Genomic DNA, 14,831 nt, shown 5'->3' with positions numbered 1-14,831 from the left:
CTCCGCGAAAGGTGGACTTCTCTTGCTTCGGGGATCATCCATATCTTGAATCACGACTCACGTTCCAAGAAAAGTGGGTACTAGTTTAAGAGCGATCGGGAATCTACCTCGACGGACTGCCTCCGTCGGGGTGGCGCAGCCGTGTTAAACAGTCCCATAGCGCATGCTTCGAATCGTGCGACAAGAATGCACCATTAAACAACATCGGAGAACGTCGGACGAGGCAAGGATCGATCTGGTCGCCACCGATCCTCGTTGCGGTTCGATAGGCCGAGAACTTACGGGTGAGACAAATGAGGTAGTGTCAGTTCGCCTTTACCCCCGGCAACTGCGTTGTTTAACTTGTGGGCGGTGGCAGCCAGGATCGGTACCGAAACAGCGCTCTCGCCCGCCAGACGCACTGCGCACCCAATATCCTTTGCAGAATTGGCAATTGAGACTGCCAGAACATCGGGTTTCTCGCCCAACAAAAAGGCCACGAAGGCTTGGAATATTCCACTATTAGTGGAACCGCGACTAACCAAAGAGCGGAGTGTTACAAGATCGAGGCCAAGAGCGTTCGCGAATTGGCAGACCTCTGAGGCTACCGCCGCTATGCCCATAGTCATACTGTTGTAAACAAGCTTGAGCTCATGACCTTTTCCGACATCTCCGACATGAAGAACGGTCTCACAAAAAGTAGCAAGAATGCCTTCAGCCGCAGGAAAAAGCGTTTCGTTCGATCCAACAATCGCGTTGAGAAGGCCGAGCTCTGCTTGTTCAGGGCTCCGTGTTACTGGGGCATCTATAAAACCGAGGCCGCGTTTTTGAGCCTGCTCCGCCAGTGCAACTGTCGAGCCAGGATAAGACGTGGTGCAGTCAATTATTAAACCTCCACGGGACATATGGACAAAAAGCCCGTCCTGCCCAAGACACACTGCCTCAACCTCCCGGCTTGATGGCAGGGATAACACCACCGCACTTACATGCGGCGCCAGCTCAGCGATGGAAGGATGCTCACGGGCGCCTGCCGCAGCCAATCGATCCGCACCGAAGCGACTTTTGTTCGCTTTGATATGCAGCTCAACTTGGTGCCGCAACAGGCAGAGACCCATTCCGGTTCCCATGCGCCCGACGCCGATAAGGCCTATTTTCTGGTTCGCAGCTTTTGGACGTGCGTTGGGTAATAGCTCGGCGGTCATGATTTATGCATTCTGAAAGAAGCCGTGCCTTTGTAAGATCGGCGATAACTCATGATGGTTGTCAATCGTGTAGTCAGGATTCGCCGCGTGCAAGCACGAATCCGAAACAAAACCGCGGGTGATCCATACGCTTTGAGTCCGAGAATGGCGTGCAATGTCCATTTGGACGGCATAACGCCGATGATGAAGATTGACGCCGGCTCTAGGTTGTTCTTCTGCATGTACAGACGAAGCCGCTCTCTGTTGCCCATCGACTGGTATTGAGTGGTGCGGCTTTCAAAGGCGAGAACCTCGTTAATGTAGTTGTTGATTCCAAGTCGTCTCAATTGAGATCGGAGCGGGGCGACGATATGATTGCTCACGATGATGGACAAAGCTGCTTCGCGCCGCGCCAGCTCCAAGTGTCTATGTGGGCCCTCGCGCAGATCGGCCTTATCCGCAAGAGGTTCATAGGTCTCGTGAGAAGCGGCGCTCCCATCGCGACCCACCTCCGCAACCTCGTCCCGCGACATTCCGAGACTGCGATAAAGAAGTGATAGCAGAACATCGCAATGTTTCCGAAACGTGTCCATGTGGATCGTCGCACGACAAAAGCGGTCGAGAATGGCATTTGTCGTTTGGAGGAGCGCGTGCGCATCATCGAGCTGCGTTCCATTCCAATCAAAGACGAGGACGGGATTCATGAACTGACCTCAAGCGCGGATTGATTGCATACAAGGAAGATCGGCGGTTAGTTTGCGTAAGTTCCTGTCCGCGCGCTGCTGTCCCGCCGGGGTTGGCATCTCGAATGTAAAAGGTGACAAATCGAAGTTCTCCAGTCTGCCGGGCAGCAACGATCCTAGGAGCGGGAAGGGCAGATACGTTGTCGTGGCTGCGTCGATCGATGCCGCGATATTGCTTTCGATTAGTCTGAGAACGTGGGGTTCCATCTTATGGAAGAGCATGCTTTGAGCACGCTGCTCGGACGGCAATCGCTTCCAAACCTGCCAGAATGCGAGCTCATCTAGTGTGTCGATGCCCATGCCGTAGTAGTTCGGAGCTACTATAGGCGGCGAACCGATCGCCCAATGCACGGCTTTGGCTCCAGCGGTAAGGAGCATACTCGTTACTGCTTGACTGGTATCGCCGCGAATGAGGGCTTCGTCGACAACTATTATGCTGGCCTTAGCAAGGTCGGTGTCCGACACGCGGTATTTTCGAGCTATGCGAGATTTTCGTCCGCCAGGTGTGCCGATGAGAGTCCGCTGAAGAAGTGTCGTCGCGACCACTTCACGACGCTCGGCCAACAGCCCGTATTCAGCTAGAGATGCAAACAGGCCATCGGCGTACGGGCCACCAGTATGCGGCATGGAGGAAACAATTGTGGGCGCAGGGCCCGCTTCCGCTTGCAGTCGCCGCGCAACGAGTGCCCCCAAGACGACCCCGATGTTGTAGCGGGTTTCGAAATGTGACTGGCCTTCGATCGATGTGTTCGGACTGCCCAAGTAGAGAGCTTCGTAGGTGCAGAGCGTGGCTTTATGTCGTCCGTTGCTCACCGAGTGATCAACGCTGCACCCCGTTTTCCCGTCCACATACTTTATGTGGCCTGGCAAGATTTGCTGCGTATCACCCTCTAGAGCGGCAAAGGCACAATTTTCAGAAGCAAAGAGCAAAGACCCGTCATCTGTTTGCATAGCCTCCAATGGTCGCAAACCGGTCCGATTGCGATATGCAATGAGGTTTCCGTCTCCGTCCAAAAAAAGCGCGCTGATAGCGCCATCGATACGATCATCAATCTCTCGAAATACAGTTTCGTAATTAGCGGCTAGACCGTGGCGCCAATAATCTCGTTCACAGCAGCGTTCAATACACTTGAGCAAGAGCTCAGCATCTGTGTTGACGGTTGTTCGTTGTTGCTTGGAAAGGAATTCTCGTCTGAGTTCACGAGCATTGACCAAAGCGCCGTCCAGAGAAACTGCCAAATGGCGGTGGGTGCTCCCATTGTTGTGAATCGGCCGAATGTCACCGCCATCACTCAGTTCGCTGCACCGGCTACGGACATGAGCGATCGCAACATGAGGCCGAAAGCTTCGATCTTGTTCGCTGGGTTCAATGCGCACTGAACCGCTCGATGATTGAAGCGCTCTCCCATATCGAAAACCTTGCTTGTGCATGAAAGCGGCAACCCCGACCCCCGCCTGCCCACGAAGTGCAAGTTTCGGAATCATGTGCTTGAGTCGATCATAAGCAGTCGATGGTGAATGGCTTGAGGGGCATAGAAAGGCTGCAGCAACGCCGGACATACCTTTACCCCTCGTGTTAAACGCCGATGTTCCGGCTGGCATCACAGGCGAATGTACTTAGCCGAAAGAAGTGGCTCCGCTCTGTTTAAGCAAGCGCCATACCAGTCCTCAGGCGACCCGGCTCGCGCTGACGGAACGACGCAATTCGAGAAGCTTAAAGAATTGGGCTGCCCGGGATGAGTTTGCGTGTCCGTGTCCCGACATGCTGACCGAAGTGCGACGACTTCGTCCCAAAGCCGCCAAGCCCCGACGACTGGTCGGAGGCTCTCGCGCTCGTGGTTGCTTCGAGGTAGTCATCTCACATGAGCGAGCATGGCGAACTCGAGCGGCGCCAAGCCCGGCGAGGACTCATCCTGCAGGTCGAGGGTTGTGCCAGCTACAGTCGGCTGGCGAGGGCCGTAGGTACGAATGAGGGCGTGACCCTGGCGGCATGGATAACCTCACTGTCACGCTCATCGCGAACACGACAGCCGCTGCTCGTTCTCGCTTATTCCGGCCCTTGCGTGCTGCGCAGGAGGTGAACACGGCCGTTGCGGCACGTCGATAATTTCGTAGCTGGCCCTGAAGCGATCCGGACAGGAGCAAGAGCCGGCACCGTCTCGACATGTAAGCGGTTCCTGGCGCTCCTGCCGCTGGTAAACGGTAGGATCGGAGGCCGGTCACGCGTAACCGGGCGGACGGTCCCAACAAATTTGCAAGCCTCTTCGACCGGACGAACACCGCTTCGATCAGCCGGGTGGGACGCTTTCGGGCGGAGAGCGTAAGGTCCTGGCGATCGGCGCGCACTATTGAGAAATCCAAAACTGCTGCTGCTGGACGAACCGACCGAGGGAGTTTGGATCGGCGTAATCGAGGAGACCGCCTGATTGAGCTCGCCAATGAGATTGCGGTAATCATCATCGAGCAGCGCCCTTCGTCCCGCATGCACGTGGCGAACCACGGATATGAACTCGATCTCGGCCACGTCGCGCTGCGGGGTGCGGCAGGTGATGTCCGCGCGGTAATCCGAAACTTCTGCGCTAGCTCGCATCTTAAGTTTCTGGCACCAGCTCTGGAATAGTCCTGTTTGAGTGGTTGCTCAAGAAGCCGGATTTCGGGGTGCAGACGAGCGTCTGGCGTACCAATCGCAGGAACCAGGAAGAGTTGTCTGAGCCAGGCGAGAGCGCGGCAAAGCTGCCGCCTATGGCTGAGAGGACGACGTTGGCGGCACCGCCGGCACGGCCTAGCGGCGACTGAGGTGACCGTAGGCCTTGATGTGTCCGATTCGATCATGGGTGGGATGGCGGCGCCGCCCGTGCAGGTCGCGCCTGATGACGTCGAAGACGCGGCGCAGTTCTCGCCGTAAGCCGAAGCGATCTCGACGCCGATCCAATCCAGTCGAAGTTGCCGACAAGCAGAACCGGGCGTGCTTCACGGACACGATCTGAACCCAATCGCAGCCGTAACAGGCCATTCGATCCTGTCGTCTTGTGCATCTTCGGCAGCATCGGTCCCTTCGATGCAACATCCTCAGGCGGTGCCATGCCGACGACCACGCAATTGTGCGTCTGCCCGCACCGATCTTTGGCCGGAGCACTCTTCCGCAACTATATCGACTTGCTCGACATGGTGTCGCCACTCCGGAGATGCGTTCATGTTCGCGCGAGACGCGCCTTCGGACGCCAATCGCTCGTTTATGGAGCTTTCGTCCACAGTATGCCGTCGCCCCATACGTGCTCAACGCGTCCCCACTCGCAAGCCGCTGCGACATCCGGGAAGAACCCATGTCCATGCTGATTGGCACTCGTATTGCAAAGCAGCGGGATGCCCGTGAGCTTTTCGTATTCGACGAGAAGCTCGGCGACTTTGTGCTGAGAGGTCCTGCAAATCGTCTGCAACCGCGCAGATCCGTCGAGATGTACAACGGCCGGGATTTTATCCCGCCACTCTGTTCGTGTCTGGTGATCGAAAAGCATGTAAGGGTCCGGCGTTCCGGGATTAAAAATATCTGGCGCACGATCCTCTAGGCATATCGGCGCCACTGGTCGGAAGTGTTCACGAAGTTTGATGTCGTTGAGATGATCCTTCATTTGGGGCGAAGTCGCGGCTGCAAGAATGCTTCTGCTGCCCAATGCCCGCGGTCCAAGCTCGGCGGGGCCTGCAAGGAAGATCACGGGCTGCTTGCTGGCCAGAATGGTTGCAAGTTCATGCATACTGCACGGCGCAGCCTCCCAATCGGGCGGCACATCGCTAGGCTGCAGGGCTGGACCACTATATACCGACCATTCCAGCGGCACGAAACCTTTGTCCGCTACCATTGCGCAGCAAGCGGCACCGATTGCCGAGCCACTGTCATTCGGAAAAGGGGGTACCCAGACAGCATCGAACAGGCCTGACGCACGTAGTGCACTGTTCCATTTGATATTGAGACCGCAGCCACCGGCTATACACAAATTGCGCGACGCAAAACACGCATGCCGCTGCAAAGCATTCGTCATTTCACCGATCAGGAGGCGCTCGAGGAAGCAATGAAACGATGCGAGCACATCTTGGGGTGCCGTGGCCTTCAACCGGAGCATGCTGGCATCGAAGAAGTCACGTACACTCGCAAGCGCGGATCCCATGCTCTCGACGTCCGTATGGAAAGCTGAAAGCCTCGTGTCCGCCGCAAAGCGCTCTTGATAGAGTTCCTCAAAGACCGCGACGATGGTTTCACTAACACACCCGAGGGCGATATAGGCCATCAGCTTGCCGGCAATGCCCAGGTTGAGCTTGCCGGCACCGCCTGGGTCCAGCTTGCCGGGATCGGCTAGATCCCAGTTGGCGCGGTTCGCTTGCTTGTAGGGTCCATAATGAAGGCCCGCGGCCGCGTATACATGTCCAATAAGCGGGAACAGGGATTCGAGGAACCGTGCGCCCTCACGTTCTATATGATAGAGACGCGGAAAGGTGCCGCCGTCCCACACGAGGCAAAAAGCGGGCTGTCCCGCCTTGGCAAAGGGGCTGGTGCAGTATGCGGAAGCCAGATGGGCTGTGACGTGCGGATAGCTCCTGTAAGGGAAATCTCTGCCGTCGAGCCTGAGGCCAAGACCGTCGCGGGAGGTGAGAAGACCCTCTGCATGGCGTTCGACATACGGCGCCCCTTTGAGAGTGACAGGCGTGGTTCCGCTGAGGACCTGGAATTGCGATTCCACTTTCCCGGCCCAGCCGTCGATGACGAACTGATCAACTTGCTGCGGATCTAGACCGTGTTCCGCCAAGGCGACGACGATTGCATCAAGGTTGCCGATCGACTGATAACGCGGATTATTGCTCCGCTTCTCCTGCTCGCCGCAAAAAACAAGCCGGTTGTCCTCGACGAGAGCGATCGCTCCGTCGTGCGTCAGCTTGATACCGCAGATGCGCATAGTGCCTCCATGTTTACCCGGAAATTCGAGTGATTTGAAGATCAAGTCGGAGTCCGAGAGCATGCGAGCAAGCGGTCGTCGTGGCCGACTCATCTCCTGGCACCGCTCGTGTTCGATCTTGATCAACGTTTCATTCCGCATGTCGATGACTCTTTTGGCATCGGCAGCATGACCCTAGCGCAGAGATTTGATTCCTAGATGCCGCGCGTAGCGCAGTGCATGATTTGCGCCAACGCCAATCGAAGCAAGCCAGCAGCAGACAGCCGAAGCATGTCGCCGATTTTGCGCATAGGTAATCTCGCCCGTGGCGTTTGCAGCGGAGTCCGGATCATGCGACGGGGCCCGTACACCCGACCACAGGCCGGTCGCGATCGGCCGGAATGGGTGGTTTCGATCAATCGGAATGCCTGGTCGGGATTCGGTATACACAGGCCGAGGTGAAGAGAGTGCCGCACGCGATCCCTGGACGGGCTGGAGGTGCGCTAAGTGTCCAAAATGTCCGTCGTCAGCGGCGCGCCTGTCGAGTCCTTGCGTGACGTGTCGCTGCGCCGGCGAGTTCATCGTATTGCTCGGGCGTTGAAGTCGGCAAAGAATCAGGTCGTACCTTCGGAAGTTGTTGTCGGACAGGTGCGGCGATGGTCGATTAAGTCGTAGCCCTCCCCCGCAGCATTCAACTCCAAAGACATGGTGGTCGAAAAGGAGTTCGAGCGGCAGCGCCGCGCGACAGCAACATCAATGAGAAGCCCGGTACTCAGGTTAGCGAAACAATCACACCTATCGCCATTTTCAACCCATTCACATTCCTGAGATGCAGGTTTTTGGAGTTTTGGAGTTCTCACCTGCGCAAGCCAAGACAGCCGACCAGATCGGCAACTTGATGGCCCGGAAGGTTCAGTTGACTCCTTATTACTTTCCAAATCCCACCATCTTCATGGTCCAGCGGTTGACGCCCCCCTTATCGTTGCGATGGATGAACATCTTCCTAATTGTGGTCTCGAGGTTTCTGCGTTCAATCGCGGTCAGAAACGGAATGTCAAGCTGACGCGTCTGGGTGAACTTCTCCACTACCGTTTCAGTTGAATTGCAGGGCGGCAATCGTGCGGCAATCGCGTGCGTGGTATGAAGATCCTCGATAAAGTAAAAACCGCCAGGCTCGACGATGGGAAACAGCTTCGCTAGAGCAAGCTGCTGGTGGTAAGCTGCGTGTGAAGCATCCTCGATAATGATCCTTACAGGCGGGAGCGAACTCGCAAGGCGTTCCAAGGCTACCGCATCGCCCATGTCAAGGCGCTCGAAACGGAACCGATCCATCTTAAAGGCGCTGAAGTCAGCAATGTCGCAGCCGACGATCTCAGCTTTGGGAAAGAACTCCAACCACATTTTGATAGACGGAATATCGTCAACCTTGCGACCGACGAGTAAATCAGGATCGAGAGAGCCGTTCCCGTGCTGTAATCCAATCTCGACCATTGTGAAGGGTTCGTGGCGGAACTCCTCGAACAGAAAAGAGTAGAAGCCGGTGTAGCCATGGGTGTCGCCGACCTCATCACCCTTGTCGGTCCCGAGGGCATTTGCTCGTTTCGTCAGATTTGGGACGCTCATTAACACCACCTCCTTTTGACATGGGTCATCACACGACGGGATGTCCCTTCATAAGTTCAAAGAGCGTGCCAAACGGGCGCACTGATATCCATTGCTAATTCCCATTTGGCGCGTGTCGCGGGTAGGACGGGGTGTCGCGACTCCGACAACTCGTCGCGATGCTCCATCTCGCTTCTTTTGCGCGTCGCCGTTTTGATGAAGGCTAAACAGCGCGCTGCGCTACTTGCGTGAAATGAAATTGCACATTGGGGTGGGCCTTGAGCCAGTGCTCGTTCTTCAGCTTTCGGTCCGAAAAGGCCGCGGGGACGCTTTTCATGAAGCCGAGAAACTCGACGCGGGGACTGAGTTTTGAATGAGCCGCGATGATCTTCCGGTGGCGACTTCAAGCGCCGCAAATAATGTTGTGGTGCCATCGCGCCTATAATCGTGGCTCTGGCCGGTCAAGGCGCGGCCATTGGGCAACTTCAGATACCCTGCGCTCGCTCGAAGGCCTGGATCGAGGGCTTCTCGTCGACGCATAGCACATGGCCTTCGCGGGCGGGGCGACGTAGAGGCCAACAACATCGGCGGCTTTGGCGGTAAAATTCGGGTCGTTGCTCTCGCACCAGGACTTGCGAGCCGCGAGGTCCATCTTGTGGCTGCGCAGGAAGCGCCAGACATATTGGACGTCAACATCGCCCAGCGCCTCGGCCAGTACAGGGCCGCTCCAGCCCGCAAACCCTTGCGGAGGCAGCTTATCCAGCAGCTTCAGAATCCGCATGCTGCGCTCCATAGCTAATGGAGTTTGTCCGAATTCGCCACGAAATTCTGCCTGGCGAAACAGCTTCGCCAGTTGCGCCCGGTGTTCTGAAGCACCCGAGTGGCAGATACTCCACGTAGTCCGAATATCGGCCGTCGAAAAGTGATCGCCGCGTACATGTGGCGGCGCGAACCTTTGGAGACGTTTTGAAAATCTCGCAGCAGACAGTCATTCCAGTCGATGATAGGGAAGATGGCCACAACGAGCATGGAGCCTTTCGGCAAATTGCGCAAAGATCGTGCGTAGATTTCCGATGATGCGCCTTTACGGGCGGCCGGTAGAAGCGTGGTAAGTTTTCTGACAGCTGTCACTTTCGCCCATTGTACCCGATTCTACTCATCTATGGAATTCACCGATCTGATACGTGGTTTCAACCCCGTCTAGATGTGAGCACGCGCAGATCTGTCCTGGCTGCCGAATGTTTTCACTTAGAAACTGACCCCCGATGGGTCAACTCCGGCCAAGGCTCTAGCGCCGGCTTCTCTGGAGTGCCGATCCGCTGGCAGACCGGGCTCGTCTGCTTCCTCCCACGGATCAGGCCGCTCCTGGATAAGCCCAGCAGCGGCCTCTTTTTGGCTTCCGCACAATGCGGGCCCGGCACTTCCTCGGCCGAGACCGTGATGAGGCACACCGGTTGAAGCCGCTCGGCCGGCAGCCGTCGTTCGGACCTTTGCGCGAACTGGCCCGCGTCGTCGGCAACGACTGTGCCATCGAGATCGACACGACCGCTGCCCTGCGGCCGTGTGGGGCGGCCGCCAAAAGCATGAGACGGGATGGCTTCTTCGAAGCAGCCCGCGGAAGAACTGCAAATCAGTCCCGGGGCCGACTGAACGCGTAGGGCGCCGCGAGCAAATCCTGGATGCTGCCGAACGGCGTTTGTGAGAGCGCGGCCAAGCGGCCTCAACTCTACGCGAGGTTGCCACTCGTACGATGTGCATCACGCAAGTGAGCAAGGCTTCACGAGCGCGCGCGGTCCTCTAGCTGGATTCGCTGGCTTGCGCATAGAACTATCTTAACTTGATACGACTGCTTCAATTGCGGCGTAGAGAACCCATTTCAGCGGAGATGGCGCGCGCAGCGTCAATGATCAACTGGCCAAGTTGCGAATGCTCCGGCCCGCGGAGAAGCGGGTGCATCGCCGATCGTCTTCGGCCTTCAGATCGCTATCGAGGCGCGGTAGTCGCGGGGCTCGAAGTGACACGGCTAACATCGGTGCTTTCAGGAGACGGGCTCCGACTTCCAGGGCGAGATCATCACGCGAGCCTGGAGGGCCGGGCGACCGCATCGTCGCTGAGGCCAGCCGCTCAAACGAAAGCGCTCCTAGCCACTTGCGTCTATGTGGGCCGGGCGGTTCGAGCAGGGTCACCACAGCAGGATCGGGTCGAAACTCCAGCCCGCTGATGTATTGGTGAGTAAAGCCGGTAGCTTCGGCGAATCCGTCCTGCGTGAAGCCTTCCGCTTCCGCAGCCTTTCAAAACTGCGATACACCAAATTGCAAATGTTTTCCGCGAACCCATGCGAGCAGCGCGCTATTTCTTCCTGTGATGTGAACGAGCCGGCTTGCGACCTTTGGGCAATGTCTCATGGGACGTTGCTCCTTTGGGCGGTTGGACAAAGAACTCAGATAAATGGACACCGAGTGTTTCAGCGACCCGATCGAGCAGATCGATTGATGGATTCGCGTCTTGCCTCTCAACAGCGCCCATATATGAGCGGTCGGTATCCGAATCGTAAGCCAATTGCTCCTGCGAAATACCGCGATCCACACGGATCCGCCGCACATTCCAGGCCACAATCGCGCGAGCTTTCATGCGCCAAAGCAGCCATTTGGCAGGCAATCAAACCACTGGCTATAACCGTTCTATTGTCTCCAGTTCGACAAAAAATAGCGAACTCGCAGCGTGAGCTTACATGAGCCGGCGTTGGGCCGGCCGGCCCTGCAGCCCCGGTTCACCTTCGGCGGCAGCAACGGCGTGCCGATCCTGGAAAGCGCCTGCAAGGAGGTAGGAGTCCCGGCGACCATCGCGTCGACCAGAGCAGTGAGGTCGTGTCGCGCTATTTGAGCTTGGCCTGTCCTAGCGGCGCGGCGTCACGCCGGCTATCATGTGTGGTCAGCGCACTCGGCTATGAGGCTGTGGGCATCACGCACTCTCTGCCCTCCACGGAGCATGTCGACACCTGTTGGTGGCAAAAACGTGGCGAACTCAGACACCGCGGTGTGCAGGACCGGATAAAAGGCCCTGAAGGCAGTTGCGAGCCACGAGGGTCCGATAGTGCTGCCAGTTCTCACGCAATACATCACAAAAAGAAGCACATTCAATCGCATTATTTGATGTTGCCGTCGGGTCCATAGTGCCCACGCTTGCAACTACGCGCTGGTGCCAAAGTTCTGCTCCACACTGTCGATCCACGCATCCTGATCGCCGACGAGCCGACCACGGCTCTCGACGTCACCGTGCAGGCACGGGTGCTGGGACTGCTGGAACAGGGCAAGGTTCGGGGCAAGGCGCCCATCTTCATCAGCCATGATCTGGCGGTGGTCTCCCGCATAGCTGACGAGGTCTTGGTGATGCATGAAGGCGAGGTCGTTGAGCGCGGATCGGCAGACCAAGTCTTCAAGGAGCCGCAGCACGCCTATACGCGCCAGCTTCTGGATGCAGTGCCCTCTGTTCGCCTGTGATGCTCTCGTCGTCACTATTGCTCACTGCACGGCCGCCGCGGCCGCAGTCACGCTCTCTGGAGCAATTACAGTTACGTCGGGCGCTTTGGGTCCCTGATCCTTGTCGGGCAGCGGATCGGCTTGGGATTTCAGGTCGGCGGCCTTGCTCCCGCGCAATTGCCATCGACATTGCCTCCGGTCGTGCTCAGCGCGACAAACCTTGTGAAGCGGGCCAGATGGCGTGCCGCGGACGATCGTTGACGATGCCTCCTTTGAGCTGCGATCTGGCGAGACTCTGGGCGTCGTCGGCGAGTCCGGATCTGGGAAGTTGACGATGGCACGAATGGCGCTGGCGCTCGACCTACCCGACGGCGGGGCCGTTCTGTTTCAAGGTCAGGCCTGGACCACGCTCACTAATCGCGAGCGCAGGACGTGGCGCCGGGCTACCACGATTATTTACCAGGATCCCGTCAGCTCCTTTGATGCTCGCTGGATTGTGGGACGCATCATATCCGATAGCCTCGCCAATGACGTGTTGACCAGAGGCGAGCGCGATGCACGCGTCGTCCAGCACCTTGACCTGGTGGGACTATCCTCAGCGTTCCTGGATCGCCAACCGCTTGAACTCTCGGGCGGTCAGCGCCAGCGCGTTGCGATCGCCCGCGCGATCGCTCCAAGGCCCGCCGTGATCGTCTGTGATGAACCGGGTCTCAGCGCTCGATGCCCTAATCCAGGCACAAGTGCTGGACCTGCTTGCCGATCTGAAGGCGCGTCTTAACATGAACATCTTCATTTCGCATGATCTCGGTCGTGTCCGCCATCTCAGCGATCGCGTCATCGTCATGCGCAAGGGCGCGTCGTCGAGACCGGCACCAGGGACGAGATATTCCTCAATCCGAGTACCGACTACACCAGAGGCTTGATCGCCGCAGTCCCAAGTCTTGCGCGCGGCGGCTGGCCAATCGTTCATTCAGCCGCTCTAAGAAGACGCTCATAAGTGCGCTCATTCCCGATCCTGTGATGAAGGCTGTTTCGACGAAACGGGCCACGGCCTTTGGCCATTGAAAACGCGTCGAAGCCATACGCTGCTCAGGCAAGCGACGCCTTTGTCTTGCGCGCCACTCGAGTCGAGAGTTCAGTCTAGCCGATTTGCGGCGCTGGCGAGCTTGGAGGGTCGTCATATCGGCGTCCGTCTATTGGGATTCCTGGTGCAGGATTTGCGGGATGTCTGCGGGCTTTGGGCTCGTCTTTGATGCCGACTGTGGGATTTTCGACATGTTGTCGGAGGAGGACACGCCCGCCAAAGCAAATAGCCATTACAAATCAAGCTATCGCAGTTGGCACGAGCCTTGAAAAGGAGCTGTCATCCAGCATAGCATGCTCAAAGAAAGTAATGATGGCTCAGAAGATCATAGCCTCTCAGTTCACGTATGCGTCGCGTTCGATTGCGACTCCCGAGCGCCCTGTCGCGCTCGCGCACGCTTTCGCCAAGGTGATCGACCAAGCCTCGATTGCGGTCCACCCCGCACCTATCGCGGTGCCGATGACCGACCATTCTGCCAGCCGCCCGCCGCCTTTGCGCTCAAATTGCGCCAAAAAAGTCGATGCGCTGGCGGTGGCGCTGATGAAGCCGCGCATCAGCGGGCGAGCAGCCCCAAACCACAGGGTTAAGGGTAAGCCCAGGCCGATGCGCGCCTCCTCTGTGAGGCGCAGCTGCCCGGCCGGACTGATCCCGCATCGGCCGGACAGCGCGACTTCAGGGCGAAAACGAGCATCATCTCGGCGGAGAAGGAGTCGTTTGCGGCCGGGGCAAACCAAGTAGCTAGATTTCCATGGACAAATAATCGAAGCACAACCAGTATCAGTTTTGCGGCAGAGCACGAGACGGGCGGCTGGCCAACACTTCACGATCGAGCTCAACGAAACTGTGAAGCTCGCGTGGCCGATGGTGTTGACCCAGCTTGCGCAGGTCGCGATGATGACGGCGGATATTGCCTTCATCGGGCACATCGGGCCTGAGGCACTCGCTGCGGCCGCCCTGGCCGTCAGGCTCTATCTCGTCAGGTTCACCATTGGCGCGGGCCTGGTGGCGCCGATCGCACCTTTGGCGGCGCAGGCGTATGGGGCCGGGAATCTTGCTATGGTACCGCGCGCACTGCGCACGGGCCTATGGACGGCGCTGTTACTATCGTTCCCGATCATAGCGTTTGTTTTTCGTGGAGACCAAATTCCGCTCGCTTCCGGTCAGGCCCAGACGCTGCGCGGCCCGCTGAGCAATATCTGTTCGGACTGGCCTTGTGGCGTAGTGCCGGCGCTATGGCTGCAGGCCATCCGTAATTTCATCGGCGCGGTCAACCGGCCGGAGCCGATCTTGTGGATCAGGCTGGCGGCAATCCCTCTCTGCCGTGCTCGTGTCGGGCTGGCCGGCCTGAGCTGTTCCCTGCGGCGCTTGCGAGCACGCTGGTGAACTGTGCGATGCTCCTAGCCGGTTTGTCCTTTGCTACAATGCGTCGTCCTTTCCGTAACTACCACGTGCTTGCAGATTTCTGGCAATTGGATTGGCCCTTCTTGCGACAGCTGATCGTGATCGGAACTCAGATTTCAATCGCCCCCCTGACTGCAGTACAGAGTTTTGTGGGCTGCGGCGCTCCTGTCGCCTTATCAGCACCAGTGCACTCGCGGCTCATCAGATCGCGCTTCAGATTACCATGATTATATCCATGATCGCTTTCGGCATCAGCATGGCGGCGGCCGTAAGCGTTGGCCATGCGGTCGGCCGTAACGACGGTCCCGGCATCAAGCGGGCAGGCCTGGTCGCGATGCTGCTCGGTACGCTCATCGCTGCCTTGCTGACAGTTGATCGTCGCGCGTTTTCAGGTCGCCGAGCTCTTTTCGACGAATCGGCGAAGATGCCGACGCAAC

General features: G+C 57.8%; 11 protein-coding genes and 2 pseudogenes. 5 read left to right on the top strand and 8 right to left on the bottom strand.

Annotated features, from left to right (window positions below):
- Positions 1-278: 278 nt before the first annotated feature.
- The 7 genes and pseudogenes from IVB32_RS32990 to IVB32_RS32960 all read right to left on the bottom strand — a co-directional run bounded on the left by IVB32_RS32990 (position 279) and on the right by IVB32_RS32960 (position 11,061).
- Positions 279-1,181: an NAD(P)-dependent oxidoreductase gene (locus IVB32_RS32990; RefSeq protein ID WP_247412723.1), complete on the bottom strand. Its 903-nt coding sequence runs from the start codon at positions 1,179-1,181 to the stop codon at positions 279-281.
- Positions 1,178-1,864 (bottom strand): HAD family hydrolase, encoded by a 687-nt coding sequence (locus IVB32_RS32985; protein WP_247412722.1) that lies wholly within the window; start codon positions 1,862-1,864, stop codon positions 1,178-1,180. Before IVB32_RS32985 ends, IVB32_RS32990 begins: the two co-directional genes overlap by 4 nt.
- 9 nt (positions 1,865-1,873) lie before the next feature.
- On the bottom strand, positions 1,874-3,463 hold the full coding sequence (locus IVB32_RS32980; RefSeq protein WP_247412721.1) for a hypothetical protein: 1,590 nt from the start codon (positions 3,461-3,463) through the stop codon (positions 1,874-1,876).
- A gap of 1,673 nt (positions 3,464-5,136) precedes the next feature.
- A complete protein-coding gene (nodU, locus tag IVB32_RS32975) occupies positions 5,137-6,849 on the bottom strand; it encodes a nodulation protein NodU (RefSeq protein ID WP_247412724.1) in 1,713 nt (570 codons plus the stop codon).
- Positions 6,850-7,755: 906 nt separating this feature from the next.
- A complete protein-coding gene (locus IVB32_RS32970) occupies positions 7,756-8,451 on the bottom strand; it encodes a hypothetical protein (RefSeq protein WP_247367941.1) in 696 nt (231 codons plus the stop codon).
- A gap of 226 nt (positions 8,452-8,677) precedes the next feature.
- Positions 8,678-9,208 (bottom strand): annotated as a pseudogene (locus IVB32_RS32965) (IS630 family transposase); the annotation flags it as partial.
- Between the two features lie 1,571 nt (positions 9,209-10,779).
- Entirely contained in the window at positions 10,780-11,061 is a 282-nt protein-coding gene (locus tag IVB32_RS32960; protein ID WP_247337207.1) for a helix-turn-helix transcriptional regulator, read from the bottom strand.
- A gap of 551 nt (positions 11,062-11,612) precedes the next feature.
- On the opposite strand from IVB32_RS32960, the gene IVB32_RS32955 reads away from it, so the two are divergent.
- The 3 genes from IVB32_RS32955 to IVB32_RS43195 all read left to right on the top strand — a co-directional run bounded on the left by IVB32_RS32955 (position 11,613) and on the right by IVB32_RS43195 (position 12,906).
- Positions 11,613-11,930, top strand: coding sequence for a hypothetical protein (locus IVB32_RS32955; protein ID WP_247412720.1), 318 nt, complete (start codon positions 11,613-11,615; stop codon positions 11,928-11,930).
- Between the two features lie 220 nt (positions 11,931-12,150).
- Entirely contained in the window at positions 12,151-12,687 is a 537-nt protein-coding gene (locus IVB32_RS32950) for an ATP-binding cassette domain-containing protein (RefSeq protein WP_247412719.1), read from the top strand.
- Positions 12,688-12,792: 105 nt separating this feature from the next.
- Complete coding sequence (locus IVB32_RS43195) at positions 12,793-12,906, top strand: hypothetical protein (protein WP_346731125.1); 114 nt, start codon at positions 12,793-12,795, stop codon at positions 12,904-12,906.
- A 422-nt stretch (positions 12,907-13,328) separates the two neighbouring features.
- On the opposite strand, the gene IVB32_RS32945 is transcribed toward IVB32_RS43195, so the two are convergent.
- A complete protein-coding gene (locus tag IVB32_RS32945; RefSeq protein WP_247412718.1) occupies positions 13,329-13,547 on the bottom strand; it encodes a hypothetical protein in 219 nt (72 codons plus the stop codon).
- Between the two features lie 307 nt (positions 13,548-13,854).
- Between IVB32_RS32945 and IVB32_RS32940 the strand changes: the two genes are divergently transcribed.
- Both IVB32_RS32940 and IVB32_RS32935 read left to right on the top strand, forming a co-directional pair.
- Positions 13,855-14,376: an MATE family efflux transporter gene (locus IVB32_RS32940; RefSeq protein WP_247412717.1), complete on the top strand. Its 522-nt coding sequence runs from the start codon at positions 13,855-13,857 to the stop codon at positions 14,374-14,376.
- 241 nt (positions 14,377-14,617) lie between these two features.
- A pseudogene (locus IVB32_RS32935) lies at positions 14,618-14,831 on the top strand (hypothetical protein); the annotation flags it as partial.

Origin of the sequence: Bradyrhizobium sp. 23 (genome assembly GCF_023073295.1) — a bacterium.
Lineage (GTDB): Bacteria > Pseudomonadota > Alphaproteobacteria > Rhizobiales > Xanthobacteraceae > Bradyrhizobium > Bradyrhizobium canariense_D.
The sequence above is the reverse complement of the archived record's forward strand: the minus strand, read 5'-3'. Positions and strand labels throughout refer to the sequence as shown.

Coding starts and splice junctions, on each gene's coding strand:
- nodU (WP_247412724.1), bottom strand. CDS start 6,849: ATGCGCATCTGCGGTATCAAGCTGACGCACGACGGAGCGATCGCTCTC.
- IVB32_RS32960 (WP_247337207.1), bottom strand. CDS start 11,061: ATGAAAGCTCGCGCGATTGTGGCCTGGAATGTGCGGCGGATCCGTGTG.
- IVB32_RS32945 (WP_247412718.1), bottom strand. CDS start 13,547: ATGCGCGGCTTCATCAGCGCCACCGCCAGCGCATCGACTTTTTTGGCG.
- IVB32_RS32990 (WP_247412723.1), bottom strand. CDS start 1,181: ATGACCGCCGAGCTATTACCCAACGCACGTCCAAAAGCTGCGAACCAG.
- IVB32_RS32985 (WP_247412722.1), bottom strand. CDS start 1,864: ATGAATCCCGTCCTCGTCTTTGATTGGAATGGAACGCAGCTCGATGAT.
- IVB32_RS32940 (WP_247412717.1), top strand. CDS start 13,855: ATGGTGTTGACCCAGCTTGCGCAGGTCGCGATGATGACGGCGGATATT.
- IVB32_RS32980 (WP_247412721.1), bottom strand. CDS start 3,463: ATGTCCGGCGTTGCTGCAGCCTTTCTATGCCCCTCAAGCCATTCACCA.
- IVB32_RS32970 (WP_247367941.1), bottom strand. CDS start 8,451: ATGAGCGTCCCAAATCTGACGAAACGAGCAAATGCCCTCGGGACCGAC.